Source organism: Tenggerimyces flavus (genome assembly GCF_016907715.1).
Lineage (GTDB): Bacteria > Actinomycetota > Actinomycetes > Propionibacteriales > Actinopolymorphaceae > Tenggerimyces > Tenggerimyces flavus.
Genome location: NZ_JAFBCM010000001.1, coordinates 5,588,802 through 5,606,282, shown reverse-complemented (window position 1 = coordinate 5,606,282; position 17,481 = coordinate 5,588,802). Strand labels below are relative to the sequence as shown.

17 protein-coding genes are annotated in these 17,481 nt (G+C 69.9%); 8 read left to right on the top strand and 9 right to left on the bottom strand.

Features of this window, described 5'->3' with window-relative positions; genetic code table 11:
• Positions 1-87: 87 nt before the first annotated feature.
• Together JOD67_RS26165 and pknB are read right to left on the bottom strand one after the other, a co-directional pair.
• Entirely contained in the window at positions 88-996 is a 909-nt protein-coding gene (locus JOD67_RS26165) for a DMT family transporter (protein ID WP_205120340.1), read from the bottom strand.
• A 421-nt stretch (positions 997-1,417) separates the two neighbouring features.
• Positions 1,418-3,379, bottom strand: a complete 1,962-nt coding sequence (pknB, locus tag JOD67_RS26160; protein WP_307782557.1) for a Stk1 family PASTA domain-containing Ser/Thr kinase — start codon at positions 3,377-3,379, stop codon at positions 1,418-1,420.
• A 266-nt stretch (positions 3,380-3,645) separates the two neighbouring features.
• Between pknB and JOD67_RS26155 the strand changes: the two genes are divergently transcribed.
• The 3 genes from JOD67_RS26155 (at position 3,646) to JOD67_RS26145 (ending at position 5,766) form a co-directional block, all read left to right on the top strand.
• Positions 3,646-4,020 (top strand): hypothetical protein, encoded by a 375-nt coding sequence (locus JOD67_RS26155; protein ID WP_205120339.1) that lies wholly within the window; start codon positions 3,646-3,648, stop codon positions 4,018-4,020.
• Positions 4,021-4,211: 191 nt separating this feature from the next.
• Positions 4,212-5,405 (top strand): NAD(P)/FAD-dependent oxidoreductase, encoded by a 1,194-nt coding sequence (locus JOD67_RS26150; RefSeq protein WP_239554052.1) that lies wholly within the window; start codon positions 4,212-4,214, stop codon positions 5,403-5,405.
• Positions 5,398-5,766: an Rv2175c family DNA-binding protein gene (locus JOD67_RS26145; protein WP_307782556.1), complete on the top strand. Its 369-nt coding sequence runs from the start codon at positions 5,398-5,400 to the stop codon at positions 5,764-5,766. The genes JOD67_RS26150 and JOD67_RS26145 overlap by 8 nt, the downstream gene beginning before the upstream one ends.
• A gap of 310 nt (positions 5,767-6,076) precedes the next feature.
• On the opposite strand, the gene JOD67_RS26140 is transcribed toward JOD67_RS26145, so the two are convergent.
• Both JOD67_RS26140 and JOD67_RS26135 read right to left on the bottom strand, forming a co-directional pair.
• On the bottom strand, positions 6,077-7,567 hold the full coding sequence (locus tag JOD67_RS26140) for an IS1380 family transposase (protein WP_307782555.1): 1,491 nt from the start codon (positions 7,565-7,567) through the stop codon (positions 6,077-6,079).
• Between the two features lie 120 nt (positions 7,568-7,687).
• On the bottom strand, positions 7,688-8,431 hold the full coding sequence (locus JOD67_RS26135; RefSeq protein ID WP_205120338.1) for a hypothetical protein: 744 nt from the start codon (positions 8,429-8,431) through the stop codon (positions 7,688-7,690).
• Positions 8,432-8,468: 37 nt separating this feature from the next.
• Between JOD67_RS26135 and JOD67_RS26130 the strand changes: the two genes are divergently transcribed.
• The 3 genes from JOD67_RS26130 to JOD67_RS26120 all read left to right on the top strand — a co-directional run bounded on the left by JOD67_RS26130 (position 8,469) and on the right by JOD67_RS26120 (position 10,129).
• On the top strand, positions 8,469-8,861 hold the full coding sequence (locus JOD67_RS26130) for a guanyl-specific ribonuclease (protein WP_205120337.1): 393 nt from the start codon (positions 8,469-8,471) through the stop codon (positions 8,859-8,861).
• On the top strand, positions 8,858-9,286 hold the full coding sequence (locus tag JOD67_RS26125; RefSeq protein ID WP_205120336.1) for a barstar family protein: 429 nt from the start codon (positions 8,858-8,860) through the stop codon (positions 9,284-9,286). Before JOD67_RS26130 ends, JOD67_RS26125 begins: the two co-directional genes overlap by 4 nt.
• 81 nt (positions 9,287-9,367) lie before the next feature.
• On the top strand, positions 9,368-10,129 hold the full coding sequence (locus JOD67_RS26120; RefSeq protein ID WP_205120335.1) for a mechanosensitive ion channel family protein: 762 nt from the start codon (positions 9,368-9,370) through the stop codon (positions 10,127-10,129).
• Between the two features lie 77 nt (positions 10,130-10,206).
• On the opposite strand, the gene JOD67_RS26115 is transcribed toward JOD67_RS26120, so the two are convergent.
• Positions 10,207-11,268: a polyprenyl synthetase family protein gene (locus JOD67_RS26115; RefSeq protein ID WP_307782554.1), complete on the bottom strand. Its 1,062-nt coding sequence runs from the start codon at positions 11,266-11,268 to the stop codon at positions 10,207-10,209.
• Between the two features lie 169 nt (positions 11,269-11,437).
• Between JOD67_RS26115 and metF the strand changes: the two genes are divergently transcribed.
• Entirely contained in the window at positions 11,438-12,355 is a 918-nt protein-coding gene (metF, locus tag JOD67_RS26110) for a methylenetetrahydrofolate reductase [NAD(P)H] (protein ID WP_205120333.1), read from the top strand.
• Here metF and JOD67_RS26105 read toward each other — a convergent pair.
• The 4 genes from JOD67_RS26105 to JOD67_RS26090 all read right to left on the bottom strand — a co-directional run bounded on the left by JOD67_RS26105 (position 12,352) and on the right by JOD67_RS26090 (position 16,308).
• A complete protein-coding gene (locus JOD67_RS26105) occupies positions 12,352-13,590 on the bottom strand; it encodes a phytoene desaturase family protein (RefSeq protein ID WP_205120332.1) in 1,239 nt (412 codons plus the stop codon). The two genes, metF and JOD67_RS26105, sit on opposite strands and share 4 nt — an antisense overlap.
• 60 nt (positions 13,591-13,650) lie before the next feature.
• Positions 13,651-14,247, bottom strand: coding sequence for a DUF4126 domain-containing protein (locus JOD67_RS26100; RefSeq protein WP_205120331.1), 597 nt, complete (start codon positions 14,245-14,247; stop codon positions 13,651-13,653).
• Positions 14,248-14,265: 18 nt separating this feature from the next.
• Entirely contained in the window at positions 14,266-15,600 is a 1,335-nt protein-coding gene (locus JOD67_RS26095; protein ID WP_205120330.1) for an MFS transporter, read from the bottom strand.
• Between the two features lie 303 nt (positions 15,601-15,903).
• Positions 15,904-16,308, bottom strand: a complete 405-nt coding sequence (locus JOD67_RS26090; protein ID WP_205120329.1) for an SAV_6107 family HEPN domain-containing protein — start codon at positions 16,306-16,308, stop codon at positions 15,904-15,906.
• 333 nt (positions 16,309-16,641) lie between these two features.
• Here JOD67_RS26090 and JOD67_RS26085 point away from each other — a divergent pair, with 333 nt between their 5' ends.
• Entirely contained in the window at positions 16,642-17,481 is an 840-nt protein-coding gene (locus JOD67_RS26085; RefSeq protein WP_205120328.1) for a DUF4097 family beta strand repeat-containing protein, read from the top strand.

Genomic DNA, 17,481 nt, shown 5'->3' with positions numbered 1-17,481 from the left:
TTTCGCCGCACGCCAACGCCTGGCAGATAACGATCCGACGTTCACTTTGGGCTTCTTCGACGAGCCGGCTGCGACGAGGCCACGGGGCTACAGCGGGAGATGAGGTGTCTCGTCGGGTAACCGGCGGCGGGGAGCGAGCTCGGCGAGGTACATGGCGCCGAGGACGAACGCGCCGCCGACCAGCATGCGGACGGTGAGGTTCTCACCGCCCAGCATCACGGCGAAGAAGGCCGCCCAGACCGGCTCCATGCACATCACGATCGCGGCCCGGGTCGGCGGCAGATGGGCCTGCGCCCAGGTCTGCATGACGAGTGCGAACGCGCCGGCGATCAGCGCCATGTAGATGACCGACAGCCAGTCCGCGCTCCGGTCCGGGATCGTGATGCCGTCGGGTACGGCCGCGACCAGGCAGACGACGGCGATGACTGCCATCTGCACGACGGACAGTCCGAGCGCGTCCTTCGCGGAGGTCCACGCGCCGACGCCGACGATATGGAGAGCGTAGAGCGCGGCGGCGAGCAATGTGAGGAATTCGCCGTACCCAAAGGCGAAACCACGTAGGGCGAGAACACCCAGCCCGGCCGTGGCGAGGACGACCGCGATCCAGACGGCGGGCCCGATCTTGTTGCGGAGCAGGATGCCGGCGAGCAGCGGGGTGATGACGACGTACATGCCGGTGACGAAGCCGGACACCGAGGCCGAGGTGTGCTCCAGGCCGGCGGTCTGGAGGATCTGCGCGACCCCGTACACCAGGCCGAGGATCACGCCGCGGTTGCGCGTCGCGCGGGAGAGCTTGAGGACCGAGCGGTGGGCGATGACCCCGAGCACGATCGCGGCGATCGCGAACCTGACGGCGAGGAAGTCGACGACGGGTACGCGGGTGAGCAGGTCGCGGATGAGGAAGAACGTCGAGCCCCAGACGGCCGTGACGGAGACCAGCCCGACAACGGCGAGCGTGGTCGTGCGCGTGCTCTGCGGGGACGTGCCGCTGCTCATGGCATCGTTCCCATGGCCGAGGCGCAAAGCGAACGGCCTTGCCCAGCGGTGGGTTCGAGCCGAAGCAAGGGCGCCTTGTCATGGCTCCCGACCGGGACAGCGGAACGACGCGGCACGCCTCGCAGCTTGTCACAGCCAGGTCGCGAACCTCGTTGTCGGGGTTGCCGACCCCTGAGCGCATTGAATGAAGGGCACCTTCATCTCAACCTATTGAATGAAGGTGCCCTTCATTCAAAGCGGCGCGGCAGCTGGGTCGGGGGCACCCTGGTCCGAACCTTTGGGACCAGGGTGCCCCTCACCCCAACCTCCGCCACCTACCCGTGATCATGAACGTGATCATGAAGGCAAACCCGTCGTATACGACCAGTTCGGCTTCATGATCACGTTCATGATCACCGCGGTGGGTGGGTGCGCCGGTGGGTTAGACGATCGTGATGACGATGGTCGAGCCGGCGGGTGCCAGCTGGCCGCCGTTCGGGGACTGCTCGACGACGTAGTGCACGCCGACGTACAGGGGGCTCTCGCGGACGTCGGTCTTGAAGCCGTCCCGCTGCAGCCGCTGCTTCGCCGCCTCCTCGCCCATGCCGCGGACGTTCGGCACCTTCACCAGCGCCGGGCCCTTGGACACGACGAGGCGGATCTTGTCGCCCTTGTAGCCGTTGCCGTTCGGCGGATCCTGGCTGATCACCCGGCCGCGTTCGACGGTGTCGGAGAACTCCTCGCTCGCGACGACCTGGAAGCCGGCCTTCTTCAGCGTCTTCTCGGCCGCGGTGGAACGGTCACCGACCACCGACGGGATCTGGACGGGCTTCCGGCCGCGGCTGACGACGTACGCGACGGCGGCGTTCGGGCGCAGCTGCGTGCCCGGCTTGGGGGAGAAGCGGATGATCAGGCCGGTGTCGACCTTGTCGCTGTACTCGCGGCCGATCCGGCCGACCGCGAGATGCGCCTGGTCGAGCAGCTGCTTGGCCTGGACCTCGGTCTTGCCCGACAGGTTGGGCACGGGGTAGCGCTCCGGCCCGCTGGACACCCACACCTGCACGACCGAGCCCTTGCGGACACGGCTGCCGGCGGCGGGCTCCGAACGGACGGCGCGGCCCTTCGGGATCACCTCGGAGAACGCCGTTCCGACCGTCTTCAGGTCGACCTCGCTGCCCTGCTCGAGCTGGGCGAACTGCTGCTGCGTGGCGTTCGTGACCGGAGGCACCCGGGTGAAGCGGGCGATGCCGACGTACCAGGCGCCGACGCCGACCGCCACGGTGAGGATCAGCACGATCAGCAGCGCGAGCGGTCCCTTACCGCGCTTGGGCGGCTGCGGCTGCCGGCGCGAGTCCTGGCGCGGGCCCGGCGGCGGGCCGGGCGGGAACGGCGGCGAGGTCGGTGTGTACTCGTCGACCTGCATCGGCGCGCCGATCGGGATCGCGCGCGTGTGCTCGGTTCCCGGCGGGTCGTCGACAATCTGGCGCCGGAACAGCGTGAGGTCCTCGGTCAGCTCCGGGTCGTCGACGCCCTGCACGAGCGCGGACCTCGCGCGGCGTACGTGCTGCAGGAACACCCGCGCGTCGGCGGGGCGGACGTCGTGGTCGCGGGCGGTCGAACGGAGCACGAGTCCGTCGACGTACGGCGGCAGCCCGGGCACGCGCCCGGACGGCGCGGGAACGTCCTCGTGGACATGCTTGTACGCGACCTGGATCGGGGAGTCGCCCTCGTGCGGCTTCGCGCCGGTGAGCAGCTCCGACAGCATGATGCCGGCGGCGTACACGTCCGTGCGGGTGTCGGCAGTGCCGTGCACGACCTGCTCGGGCGCGAGGTAGGAGACCGTGCCGATCAGCAGGCCCTGCGTCGCCGTTCCGGACGTTGCGGCCGAGATCGCCCGGGCGAGCCCGAAGTCGGCGACCTTCACCGAGCCGTCGTTGCCGAGCAGAACGTTCTCTGGCTTGACGTCGCGGTGGATGATGCCCGCGTCGTGCGCGGCGGCCAGCGCCTGCAGCACCTTCTCCATCAGCTCCAGCGCCGTGGCCGGGGGGAGTGGGCCGCGCTCGCGCATCAGCTGCCGGAGCGTACGGCCGGGGACGTACTCCATCGCGAGGAACAGCGTCCCGTTGTCCTCGCCCTGGTCGAAGACCGCGACGACGTTCGGGTGGCTGAGCCGGGCGGCCGACCGCGCCTCGCGGACGAACCTGTGCGCGAACTCCGCGTCGTCGCCGAGCCCGGAGTGCATGATCTTGATCGCGACGACCCGGTCCAGGCGGGTGTCGAGGGCCTCGTAGACGGTCGCCATACCGCCGCGCGCGACGCGCTTGCCGACGCGGTACCTGCCCTCGAGCAGGCGCCCGACGAGCGGGTCGGTGACGGTCACGTCCACAGAGTTTTCCCTCCTCACGCCGTTCGAGTGTAAGGACGGCTACCCAGTGTGCTTTGGTTGCCGCGCCGATAATGCCCGCCTTGCCCCGGTCGACGTCAGCACGCCGGCATGACCGGTGAGACGGTACGCGCCGGTCCGTTCGACCTTGTCGCGCACCCTGCGGGCGGCCGCGGCGAGGTAGTCGGGCCAGGTCACGCCTGGCGGCAGGTCCCGGTCTGGTCGCCGCCCACGCTGTCGACGAACGCGATCACGGGGTCGGCGCCGGGGACGACGATCTCGGTGCGGTGCTCGCCCGACTCGACCTGGTCGAACGCGTCCGCCAGCAGGCGGCTGGCGTCGTGGAGGAGGAACGAGCCGTCGATCCGCGGGTACGGCGGCGGGTCGGCGACGCCGCGGGCACGGCGCCGGCCGACGCGGTCGCGAACGGCAGCCGGTCCGCCTCGCCGACGACCTCCGGGCGCAGGCCGGGGGAGAGGTCGATCGGAACGACCCGCAGATCCTCGCGCTCGCTCCGCGGCCGGTTTGCGCAGGTGCCGTTGCCCCAGCCGACGTCGAGCACCGGGCCGGTCGCGCCGCCGAGTGCACCGCGGCCAGACGGGAAGCGTCGTGGTCGCCTTACCCGGCCAGTGGCCGCTCTACCTGGCGTCCACCCCACGTAAAGCGGCGGCTGATCATGTTTACATGATCATTGGCCCCAGGGCGGGGCGGATCGGTCGAACCCACCGCCGGACGAAAGATCAAGGCTAGGTCCGACCGCCGGCTGCTCCACTGGTAGATCGAGATGCGCTCAGCCGACTCCCGTCGGCATACGCCTGACTGACCGGCACGCCCGCCACTCTAAGCTCGAAACATGCAACGGGTAGTGGTCGTCGGATCCGGTCTGGCCGGCACGCATGCGGCGATGGCGCTGCGCCGGCAGGGGTACGAGGGCGAGCTGGTGCTGGTCGGTGCCGAGGAGCACCAGCCGTACGACCGGCCGCCGCTGTCGAAGGCCGTGCTGCTCGGCAACCAGGACGACACGTCGCTGACGTTCTCGCTGGACGAGCTCCGCATCGAGCTGCGGCCGAACGTGCACGCCACCGGCCTGCGCTCAGGCGTGGTCGAGACCTCGGTCGGCGACCTCGCCTACGACGGGCTGGTGCTCGCGACCGGAAGCGAGCCGGTGCGGCTGCCTGGGACGGGCGGGCGCTACCTGCGGACGAAGACCGACGCGCTCTCACTCCGCGCGAGCCTGCGCGAGGGGGCGCAGGTCGTGGTCGTCGGCGCGGGCTGGATCGGTGCCGAGGTCGCGACCGCAGCGGCCAAGCACGGCTGCCAGGTGACCGTGCTGGAGCTGGCCGCGACGCCCGTCGCGCACGCGTTGCCGGCGGAGATCGCTTCGCACTTCGTGCCCTGGTACGCCGCCGCGGGCGTCGAGCTGCGGACGAACTGTGCTGTCGCCGAGGTCGGGCCAGACGGGGTGTCACTGGTCGACGGCTCCTCGCTGGAAGCCGACGTCGTGGTGGTCGGCGTCGGCGTACGGCCGGCGGCCGGCTGGCTGGAGGGCTCGCCGATCCCCGTCGACCGGGGCGTGCTCGTCGGCGCGGACCTCGCGACCGGCGTCGAGGGTGTCTACGCGGTCGGCGACCTCGTCGCGCGCTGGTCGCCGCGGTACGGCGAACGGATCCGCGGCGAGCACTGGGACGACGCGCTGCGCTCGCCCGCGGTCGCGGCAGCCAACCTGCTCGGCGGCGCCGAGGAGTACGACCCGGTGCCGTACGTCTGGAGCGAGCAGTTCGGCCGGATGATCCAGTTCGCCGGGAATCTCGGCCCGGAGTCGAAGGGCAAGCTGGTCTGGCGCGGCGACCCGGCCACCGGCGAGGGCTGGTCGGCGTTCTGGCTGGACTCGCGGTCCTGCGTCGCCGCCGTGCTCGCGGTCGATCAGCCGCGCGACTTCGTCCAGGGCCGCCGCCTGGCGGAGGGCTCGGTCCCGCTCGATGTGGACAAGCTCGCGGACCCGGCCGTCATGGTGAAGGCAACCGTGGCAGAGTTTCAGCGTGACTGAGAACAACGTCGCCACGCTGGAGACCCTGGTGCCCGGGTGGCTGACCGCGCCCGAGGTGGCCGAGCGGCTGGGCCTGTCGGTGACCCAGGTCAAGACGATGATCCGCGAGCGCGAGCTGGTGGCCCTGCCGTACGGCGAGCGCGGGGTGGCGCACGTTCCCGCCGCGTTCCTGGTCGGGAACGAGGTCGTGAAGGGCCTCGCGGGCACGTTGACGCTCCTCAACGACGCGGGCTACACCGTCGAGGAGTCCGTGCGCTGGCTCTTCACCGAGACCGACCTGCTGGGGAGCACCCCGATCGCGGCGCTGGTGGAGAACCGGCGCAAGCAGGTGCACCGCGAGGCCCAGGTCCTCGGCTTCTAGGGCGTGTCTCTCAAAGAGCGTCGGCAAGGGCGCGCGTGCGCGCGGCGCCCCGCGCCCGGCTGGGCGTGGTGCAGGAGGAACTCATATTGGTTATATGGGTGACGAGCTGGACCGCGGCCAGGCGGGATGTGGGGTGTCGCGCGCCCGGCGATATTTGAGAGACACGCCCTAGCCTCGATCTTTCACGTGGCTTGGTGAGTTGGGGTTTTGGCGGGGTTGTCGTCGGCGTGTGGCGTGGGCAGGGGGAGGTCCCCGGCGCTGGGTTCGCCGGTTCTCCTGGTCCTTGGTGGTCGGGTCTAGGGCTGAGTGGCTAGGTGGCGTGGAGCGTGGCCCAGCCGGTGTCGATGAGGTGGTTCCAGGGCCAGTCGCGGGGGAGTCTGAGTCGGCGCCGGCGGCCGCTGTGGATGAGGCGTCCGGCGACGGTGAGGATCCGGAGGCGGAGTCGTTTGGGTTCCCACCGGCGGGCGGGTTCGTGGGTGTGCCAGGCCAGGGTTTGGGTCCAGGTGAGGAGGTCGGCGGCGAGGGCGACGATCTCGAGCCAGATCTGGTTCTGGGCGTAGCTATGGAAGGGCAGGTTGCGCATGCCGGTGTCCTTGAGGCCGCGGATGCGGTCTTCGCAGCGGGCGCGCAGCCGGTGCCGAAGCTCGAGGACGTCCACGGTCCAGCCCGGCCCTGTTGTGCTGATGGGGGTGCTGATGGGGGTGCTGATGGGGGTGTTGGTGGGGGTGTTGGTGGGGGTGTTGGTGGCGAAGCAGGTGATCCGCCACCCGTTACGGTCGGTCAGCCGGAGCTGGGCGCCGGGGTGCGGGCGTTCCCGGCGGGCGATCACCCGCATCCCGTCGGGCCAGTGCTGCGGCCCGAACCGGGCGGGTGAGCGGGTTGGTGTGGTGGGGGCCGGCATCCAGGGGGTGAGGTCGGCGACCTGGGCGTCGTCGCGGGGTTCACCGTCGGCGTTGATGGCGTTGATGGCGTTGATGGCGTCGATCCAGGCGTCGTCGGGGATGGCGGCGATCGCGGCCTGCACGGGGCCGTGGGCGGGGAACCCGATCGAGTACTCCAGACCGAGGTCGGTGATGTGGTGCAGCAGCGCTTTCGACCCGCCACCGGCATCGGCACGGACCAGCACCTGACCACGCTCGGAGGAGGGGAGCTGCGCCAACGCCGCATCCAGGCAGGTGATGTGGTCGGCGCTGTTGAACGGTGAGGCGTTCCCCGGCCGCAGATCGACAGCCAGCGTCTCGCCGGTGCCGTGTTCGCCGTGGTCGACGAACGCGCACATCGGCGCGAACCCGAACGTCTTCTTGAACGTCGGCGCGGCGTGTTCCTTGTCCGAATGCGCCGTCGACAGGGTGGCGTCCAGGTCCACGATCACCTGCCCACCGTTCCGGCTGCCCGGTGTCCCGGCCAGCGGCCGCCGCCGACCCCACACGACCGCCCGGGCCTGAGCCCTGGCGGCCCGGATCGCCGGCAACGCCGTGTCGACGTCGGCCGCCAGGGTGGTGATCAGCCGCGACACCGTCGGATCCGACGCCACCGGCCCGAACAGCTCCGGCTGGGCCCGCACCACGGCGATATCGGCCGCGCAGTCCCCACCTAACGCCACCGCCGTGGCCACATCCAGCAGCACCTTCCCCGGATCATGGCTCGCCCGCGCCGCACGCCACGGCGACAACGCCGCCGACAACTCCCGGTCCAACCCGGCGACCCGGACCGTCTGCCGCACCAACACCGCACCCGACGACGAGATCAACGACTCGCGGACAGGATCCAAAACCAGACGCCGACCTCGGTTACGCTTCACCTACGGAGTGCCTCTCTGCGCGGCGGACCTTGACCTTCGACAAGCCAAGAATCCCCCACCAGACAGGCACTTCCGTGCGTTACACGCCGACTCACCCCACCACCAGATGAAATCTCGAGGCTAGCGCCAGGTGATGCCGCCGAGGTCGTAGTAGTCGTTGAACTGCGGCGGCGCGTCGTCGAAGAGCTGGAGCTCCTTGCCGTACGGCGGCTCGTCCCACACGAAGCCGCGGATCGGGCTGGATCCCGTGCCCACGGCGATCGCGCAGGTGGCCCAGCGGGCACCCTTCACGTCGAACGAGCTGGGGGCGGAGCCTTCCGGGCAGATCGTCTCGAGCTCGCCGCCGATGAGTGCGAACGCCGGGCCGCGGCCCCGGCTGCGTACGCCCTCGAGCGACGGCGTGACCGCGGCCGACAGGTCGCCGCTGACGAGCGCGATGTCGACGCGGGCGTAGTAGACGTACTTGCCCTTGAGCAGGTCGCGGCTCTTCTGGTCGAAGTTGCCCGCGAGGTTCTTGGTCGACGTTCGCCGGATCGGTTGGACCGTGACGGTGACGACGCCGTCGGAGTACGTGTCGGTGAAGCTGTCGCGGTAGCGCATCGGCACGACCGCCTTCTGCCCGAAGCGCAGGCTCGATCCGGGCTTGGTCATGCCCTTCGTCACCTGCAGCGGGCCGGACGGACCTGTCGGTGACGGTGGTGCCGGCGGCTCCGGTGGCGGGTACACGATCGACACCGTGGGGCTCGGGCTGGGCGTCTCGGTGGGCGTCTCGACCGGTGCCCGCACGGTCGGAGTGTCGTCGGCGCAGCCGGCGAGAAGGGCAGTGAGAACGACGGAGACGACCACCATGCCTCGGGCGCGCATGAGATCGACTCTACGACTGGCCCTACGATGTGCGCCCATGCGACTACGGATCGCGCTGCTCGTCGCGGCGCTCGCCGCCTTCCTCGTGGGGTGCGGCGTCGCCGCCCCGCCGACGAGTGCGCCGACAAGCGCTCCGACGGACACGGCGAGTGGGTTGGCGTTCGTCGAGCTCGCCGAGCTGCCGCCCGAGGCGCGCGAGACGGTCGAGCTGATCGACGACGGCGGGCCGTTCCCGTACCGGCAGGACGACCAGACGTTCGGCAACCGGGAGAAGCTGCTGCCCAAGCAGCGCAACGGGTTCTATCGCGAGTACACCGTCCCGACGCCAGGCGAGGACGACCGCGGCGCGCGGCGCATCGTGGCCGGCGACGACGACGCCCTCTACTACACCGACGACCACTACCAGAGCTTCCGGAGGATCCGCCGATGAAGGGCCTCGTCTCCCTGCTGACTGGCGAGCACAGCTCCGGCGTGTACGACTGGCCGTCGGCGCTCTCGATCGACGACGTCGCGGTCGCCTGCTCGGACGCGGGCTGGCGGTTCGTGCTGCTGGACACGTCCGGCGTCGAGGACAAGTCCGGGCTGCTGGACGCGGTCGCGACCGCGTTCGAGCTGCCCGCGTACTTCGGCCGCAACTTCGACGCGCTCGCCGACAGTCTCAGCGACGTGTCGGGCGGCCGGGGCGTGCTGGTGCTGTGGGACGGCTTCGAACGGCTCGCGAGCGAAGCCCCGAAGACGTACGGGACCGCGCTCGACATCTTCCGCGAGCGGGCCACGCAGGAAGGCTTCGGCGCGTTCGTCCTGCTGCTGCGCCGGGACGCCGATGACGGAGAGTTACCGCATTTCGGACGTTAACGGTGTAGCTCCTCCTAAATCGGGTACAAAGGCGTCACTCTTTCAGGCGTTTTGCCCGAAATGACAGTAGGAGGAGACTCCATGGACATCATGGGCGGCCTCAGCCAAGCATGGTCCTCGATCGCGACGTTCGTGCCGAAGCTGGCGCTGTTCCTCGTGATCCTGGTCGTGGGCTGGTTCATCGCGAAGATGCTCGCGAAGTTCGCCGAAGCCGGACTGCGGAAGGTCGGCTTCGACCGCGCCGTGGACAAGAGCGGCCTCGGCCGGATGCTGGAACGGAGCAACTACGACGCGATCAAGCTCGTCGCGAAGCTGCTGTACTACTTCGTGCTGCTGATCGTGTTGCAGGCTTCGTTCGCGGTGTTCGGGACGAACCCGATCAGCGATGCGCTGAACAGCATCGTGTCCTGGCTGCCGAGGGCCGCGGTCGCGATCATCATCGTGGTGATCGCCGGCGCGATCGCGAACGCTGTCAAGGACGTGTTGACAGGCGCGCTGTCTTCGGTGTCGTACGGTCGGATGCTGGCGAACATCGTTGCTGTGTTCATCATGGGCCTCGGTGTCGTGGCCGCGCTGAACCAGATCGGCGTCGCGGGCTTCGTGACCAGCTCGGTGCTGACCGCGGTGTTGGCGACGATCGCCGGTGTGCTGATCATCGGCATCGGCGGCGGACTGGTGCGACCGATGCAGGATCGCTGGGGAAAGTGGCTCAACCGGATCGAGGAAGACTCGGCGAACGTGAAGCCGTCGGGCGAAGCCAAGCCGACCGTTCCGCAGCCGATGCAGCCCCCGACCGGTGGCGCCGGTGCGCAGCCTCCGCCGCAGGAGGCATGGCGCAAGTAGCGGCCACGTTTGAATGAAGGGCACCTTCATTCAATAGGTTGAGATGAAGGTGCCCTTCATTCAATCGGCCGAGCCGGTTACAGCGAGCGCTTCGTCGCCGCGGTGACGAGTTGCTCGAGCGCCGTCCTGGCCCTGTCGTCCACCACGGGCGCCGCGGCCAGGGCGGCGTACGCCTGATCGGTGAGCTCGTCGATGAGCCGCTCGACCGCGGCGAGCGCACCGGTCGCGACGATGATCTCCCGCGCGTCCGCGACCTGCTCGGTGGTGAGCTTCGGGTCGCCGAGGCAGGCTTCGAGTCGTTCGGCCTGCTCGGGAGTCGCGTTCTCGCGGGTCTTCGCCACGAGCACGGTCCGCTTGCCTTCGCGCAGGTCGTCGCCCGCCGGCTTGCCGGTGACCGCGGGGTCGCCGTACACACCGAGGATGTCGTCGCGGAGCTGGAACGCCTCGCCGAGCGGCAGGCCGTACGCGGAGTACGCCGCCAGCAGCTCCGGCGTCCCGCCGGCGAGCGCGCCGCCGAGCTGGAGCGGCCGTTCGACCGTGTACTTCGCGCTCTTGAACCGCAGGACGCGCAACGCGAACTCCAGCGAGGACTCCGCGCCGGAGCCCTGGATGACGAGGTCGAGGTACTGGCCGGCCATGACCTCCGCGCGCATCGTGTCGAAGTAGCTCATCGCGGGGAGCAGCCGTTCGGCGGGCAGGCCGCTCTGGCGCAGCATCTGGTCCGACCAGGACAGGCACAGGTCGCCGAGCAGGATCGCGCCGCCGCGGCCGAACGCCTCGTCGGAGCCGGACCAGCCGCTCTCGCGATGCAGCGTGGCGAACCGCCGGTGCGCGGCCGGCTTGCCGCGGCGCAGGTCGGAGTCGTCCATGACGTCGTCGTGCAGGATCGCGCTCGCCTGCAGCAGCTCGAGCGCTGCGGCGGCGGTCACGATCTCGTCGCCGTCCTCGCCGCCCGCGCCGCGCCAGCCCCAGTAGCAGAACGCGGGCCGCAGCCGCTTGCCGCCGGCGAGCAGGTCGGCCAGCAGCTCGAGAGGGTGCACGAGGTTGTCGTCGACGCCGGTCAGCTCTTCGCCCTGCTCGCGCAGGAACTTCCGCAGTTCCTGCTCGACCCGCGATCGAAGCTGCTCACTGTGTGACACGGAGCGCAGCCTAGTCGCCGCCATCGGTCCAGCGGGCCTGCGTTGGCGGACTGGGTCGGGGGCACCCCGGTCCCATAGGTCGGGACGAGGGTGCCCCCGACCCAAGCGCTCCGCTCAGTGGCTGGAACGGACGTCCCCGGTGACACGGGGGCTGGCTAGCCTTGCGGTTATGGCTCTCGGACTTCCCTCGACCCTGCCGGGTGGTGCTACGACGATCCGCGAGCTGTTGGCGGGCGGCAACCGTTCGTTCTCGTTCGAGTTCTTCCCGCCGAAGACAGACGCCGGCGAGCAGCAGCTGTGGCGCGCGGTGCGCGAGCTGGAGCCGTTGGCGCCGACGTTCGTCTCGGTGACGTACGGCGCGGGCGGCACGACGCGCGAACGAACGGTGCGCATCACCGGGCGGATCGCCTCGGAGACGACGCTGACGCCGGTCGGGCACTTCACCTGTGTGGGGCACTCGCGCGCGGAGATCCGTTCGGTCGTCGGTGCGTACGCCGACGCTGGGGTGCGCAACGTGCTCGCGCTGCGCGGCGACCCGCCCGGTGGGCTGGGGCAGCCGTGGGTACGGCATCCGCTCGGGCTGGACCACGCCGACGAGTTGGTGTCGCTGGTTTGTGAGCTCGGCGACTTCTGCGTCGGTGTGGCGGCGTTCCCGGAGAAGCACCCCGAGGCTTCGGACCTGGACTCCGACGCTCGATTCCTTGCCCGTAAGGCGGAAGCGGGCGCGGACTACGCGATCACGCAGTTCTTCTTCAACGCCGACGCGTACTTCGCGCTGGTCGATCGCGCCGCTCGGTACGGCTGCACGATTCCGATCATCCCCGGCATCATGCCGGTGACGAACGTGATGCAGATCGAACGGATGGCGCTGCTGTCCGGTGCCGAATTCCCTTCCTGGCTTGCGGATCGGCTGCACTCGGTGGAGTCCGACCCGGACGCCGTACGCGCCGTCGGCATCGAGGTCGCGACGGAGCTGTCCTCGCGGTTGCTCGCCGGCGGAGCGCCGGGGCTGCACTTCTACACGTTGAACAGGTCGACCGCGACGCGCGAGATCTACGCGAACGTGGCGCCTTCGCCGGTCAGCTAGTTGGCCTGCGCCTGCTGGCGCTGCGCCTTGCCGATGTCCTCGGCGACGAGCGCGGCGCCGAGCATGACGTAGGGGAGTCCGGGACCGGGCCTGGTCGTACCGCCGACATGGAACAGGCCGTGGGTGTGCGGGTCCCTGTTCGGGGTGAGCGTGCGCCACGACCAGGGCGGTCCGTACTGCGGGGTCTGGAGGTCGCGTCGGGTAAGGACGTACGGGCGGATGTCGATGCCGCGATCGGCGAGCAGGTCGAGCGGATCGCCCTCGCCGTAGCAGAGAATCGTCCACGCCCGTTGGCTTTGTGGCGCACGTACGACCACGAGAGGATCGCCGTGCACGACGGTCTCGTGCGGCAGCACGGGCGCCTGGCGGTCGACGCCGATGCAGGTGAGCCGCACGTCGCCCGTACGCAGGTCGGCGGTGCCGTCTGCGGCGACGACGAGGTCGGCGGTGATCTCCCGGCCGTCTTCGAGGACGACGCCGGTGATGGTGCGGTTCTTGCTGGTGATCTTCGCGACCGGTGCTCCGAGACGTACGTCGACCTTGCGCTCGGCGAGCCGCCTGACGAACGCGTCGACGAGCCCGGTGAGGCCGCCCTCGCAGGTCCAGAGGCCGAACGTGCGCTCGACGTACGCGTGTACGGCGAGGTAGGCGGGGGCGGTCCGCGGGTCGGTGCCGGTGACGATCAGATGGTGCTCGAGGACGGCGCGGAGACGTTCGTCGGGAAGCTTGAGCTCGGCCAGGTTGCGCCACGGGGCGAGCGTTCTCGCGCCCTTGACGCCGAGCGCTCGGATGCCCTTGTAGGGCTGCTCGAGGGCTTGCGCTCTGAGCAGCTCCCAGGTGGGGCCGAGCTGGTCGATCGTCAGCTCCCACGCGTCGGCGGCGCTCTTGCCGAGCGTCTGCTCGAGCTCGGCGCGCTGGCCTGATCGGCTCTGGATCGGGAGGTCGATCGCGCTGCCGTCCTGGAAGACGTGCCAGCGCGGGGTCTCGACGGGGACGAGGTCGCGGACCTGCTCGAGCGGACGTCCGGACTTGCGGAACGTGTCCCTGATCGCGGCGGGGAGGGTCATCGCGGTGGGGCCGATGTCCCAGCTGAAACCGTCCTGCTCGACCTTGCGTACGGCGCCCCCGAGTTGCTCGGTGCGTTCGAACAACCTCACCCGGTGACCGAGCTTGGCGAGCCGTGCCGCCGCAGCCATTCCACCGAATCCGCCGCCGATCACCACGACTCGCGCCACGGGCCGGGAGCCTACACGGTTCTGGCCAGCCCAACTCCCGGTTTGGCAGGCAGCGACCGGCTATGGACTTGCTAACGCCTGGCTTCGGCGTTGTCGCCATCGGCGGAAGCCGCGGCGGACCTTGCGGGCGAGGATCACGACGAGGGTGGCGGAGACGACGAGGAGGATGGCGGCGATGATCAGGGCCGGCACGGGGTGGAAGACCGCCAGGGTGATCACGCCGGCGACGGAGAAGTCCTCGGTGACCGACAGCGCGATGTTGCTGACCGGTTCGGGGGAGGTGTTGGCTGCTAGCCGCATGCCGGCTTTCGCGAGGTGGCTGAGGAGCGCGGACGAACCGCCGATGGTCGCGCCGATCGCCTGCTCGAGGCTGGTCGCGTCGCCGACGATCAGCAGGCCGAGGATCGCGCCGACCGTGGGCCGGATCGCGGTCGAGATCGCGTCCCAGCCGGAGTCGATGTAGGGGATCTTGTCCGCGACGAACTCGATCACGTACAGCGCGGCCGCGGCGATCAGGACCTCGGTGCGTTCCAGCGCCGGCGGGATGCCGTCGATGCCGGCGAACCTGCCGAGCAGGCCGAGCAGCAGCACGGTCGCGTACGCGTTCACGCCGCTCGCCCAGCCGCTGGTGAAGACGAGCGGGAGGAACTCGGTCACGGGGCAGGTTCTACCACGTCAGCGGACGTGATGGATGGAGGTGAGCCGGCTGGCCGACTTGTGCTCGGTGGCCTGCCTCGCGTCGCGCAGCTGGCGGCGCATCCGGCGCAGCTGGCGGGGGTCGGCGCGGTGCCGGCCGCCGTGCGGCGAGCCGACGGCGGAGACGACGAACACCGCGGCCACGGCGCCGATGCCGGACCAGGCGAGGACGCTGCGGAGCGAGGTCTGCTCGGCGACGAAGCCGGCGAGCAGGATCGCGATGCCCTGGCCGAGCTGCAGGACGGTGTTGCCGAGGCCGATGATGCGACCCCGTACGTCCGGCGTGATCAGCCCGACGATCGAGGCCTGGATGTGGGCGATGTGGCCCATGAAGATGCCGGCAAGGAACAACCCGATCGTGATCACGATCGGGAGGGGGATGAAGCCAGTGAGGGCGACGCACAGGCCGACGGCCATGGAGAACGGGATGAGGACTCGTTCTCGCCTCCGTTGGCTCATCCGTCCGACGATGCCGAGCCCGATCGCCTGACCGAACGGCGCCGCGGCGAGGAACAGGCCTGCGACCGTATCGCCACCACCGAGGATGTCCGCATATGGGATCGCGAGGCCCTCCGCCGTGGCGAGGACGGTCGGGCCGAGCATGAGCAGCCAGAACAGCGTGGGCAACCGACCCGTCTCATGGACGATGCGGATGCCCTCCATCGTGTCCTTGAGCAGGTGCGGCCGCTTGCCGTCCTTGGGCGCCGGAGTGGGGCGGGCGACGATGAACATGCCGAGGATGACCGCGGACACCGCGTAGGAGAGCGTGTCGGCGAGCAGCGCGGTCTGGGCGCCGACCGTGACGACGACGAAGCCGCCGACGCCGAAGCCCGCGACCTGCACCACCTGCTGGCTGGCGCCGACGAGCGCGTTGCCGGCCGCGAACCGGTCGCCCTCCAGGATGTCGGCCAGCATCGCCATCCGCGCGGCGCCGAACGGGACGCGCACGAACTCGACGATCAGCAGGATCCCGAGCGAGGCCAGCACTGGCATGAACGGGCTGCCGAAGACGATGATCGCCATCAGGCTCGCCCGGATGATGTCGCAGGTGATCAGCAGCTGGCGTCGTGGGTACCGGTCGGCGAGGGTGGCGAGGATCGGGCCGCCGAGCAGGCCGGGGAGGAAGGTGACCGCGAACGTGATAGCGGTGAGTGACGTCGATCTCGTACGGTCGTAGACGAGAGCGGCGAGCGCGAACTTGCCTAGCTGGCTACCGACCTTGGAGAGGACGTCGGCGACAAAGAGCGCGCTGAACTCCCGGTTCCGGAACAGGTCTCGGTACCGGACGGCGGACGTTCCACCGTTGCTGCTCACAAGACCGCATCATGCCTCATGGCGGACACGGACGGTGGCTTTGCGGTCACCCATAAGTTCTGAACGGGGTCTGATGATCTTGGTTCACGCCTGCGCTCGGGCATGGCCCGGAACCTTATCGCCCTGGTCAGAGCGATGGTTGGCCCGGTTGAAGATCGTTCACGGCAGTTGCCGGATGCGCCGAGATTTGTCGAGATTGTCGACTGGGCGAGATTTTATTGCGCAGCGTGCCGGCCCGGCCACCCGGGGGAGCGGCGGCCAGGCGGCGGCCGCCTGGCGTCGGCTTGTGCCGGTGATCTCTACCTAGGCGGCGGCGGGGATGTCGAGCAGCGTCTCCACCACGTCGAGGAAGCGCTCGGCGTCCCGCATCAAGTCGTCGGCCTCTCGCGCGCTCACCGCGTCGGCCAGGCCGGCCTCGGCGGAGGCGCGCTTGTTGGCGCCCGCGGAGAAGAACGCGGCCCACTCCGACAGCTCCGGGGCGACCTGGGCGAGCAGCACCCAGGCGTTGTACTGGCGCCGGCGGCCCGTCGGGCGGGCTCGGGCGGCGAGAACGGCCGCGGTGATGCGGAGCGCCGCTACGTGGGCGGCCACGTAACGCTCGGCAGGTGTCCGGGCGGTCGCCGCCTCGGCGAGCGACGCCTGGGCACGGTCGAGGGAGGTGAACACGGCAGGCCCCAGCGGGACCGGCCCTCTACGTACGGCTGGCATCTGCTGCCTCCTCACAAACCAGGGATCGGGCCGGGATGGCGAGTTCCCTTGCTGCCCCACACGCCACTCCCGGCCCGGCGGCCACCTGACGACGAGCGGGGGTCGAGGCCACTCGTTGCCTGGTTGCTGCACCCGTCGCGCCGGGGGCCCAACTCCCCGGCGCTCGTTCGAACGCGTGTTCGAACGAGAACAACGCTAGCGTCCGCACCCCGACCCGTCAACAGGGCTCGCCAGGGACTCGCCAGGGTGTTTCCCGATCCCCTGGCGACCCCTCTGAGACCTACTGTCGGCGTGGAGCTACTCACAGCAGAAAGCATCGCAGGGAGGACCGACATGAACCGGCCGGCAGCGTTGGCAGTGGTCGCGGTCGCGGGGGTGGCCGCGTTGGCGGTCGGCGTCGGCGGCTGGTCCAGCGGAGGTACGCGGCACCAGGAGCAGACCTTCGATCAGAAGATCACCGAGGTACGACTCGACACCGGCGGCGGCGACGTCGAGATCGCCGCGGGCGGTGTGGACAAGATCGAGGTCAAGCAGAGCTATCGGAGCTTCTCGATCTTCAAGGGCAAGCCGAAGAAGATCGAGGTGGACGGCGAGACGCTCGTGCTCCCGGACGGGAACTGCGGCTGGAACTGCAGCGTGAACTTCACCGTTCGCGTCCCCGAAGGCACCAAGATCACCGGCCAGACCCACTCGGGCACGGTCTCCCTCACCGACGTCGCGAGCGTGGACCTCGAGGTCGACTCGGGCGACGTCGACATCGCGAACGTCGCGGGCGCGGTCAACGTCCGCTCCCAGTCCGGCACGGTCGACGTGCAGCAGGCCCGGGGCGACGTGAACATCCACTCCCAGTCCGGCGACATCTCCGCCGACGACGTGAACGGCAAGAGCGAGTTCCGGGCCAACTCCGGGACGGTCAACGCCGACAACCTCCGCGGCGCCGTGGACGCCGAGACGTCCTCGGGCGACATCAGCGTCAACCTCGCGGTGCCCGCGTCGGTCCGCGCGCAGGCCAGCAGCGGCTCGGTCGACCTGCGGGTGCCGGAGGCGGCGTACAAGGTCCGCACCGACACGAGCTCGGGCGAGGCCGACGCGCAGGTCCAGAGCGACCCCAACTCCTCGTTCACCCTGGACGCGACCACCTCGAGCGGAGACATCACCATCGAGCGCGACTAG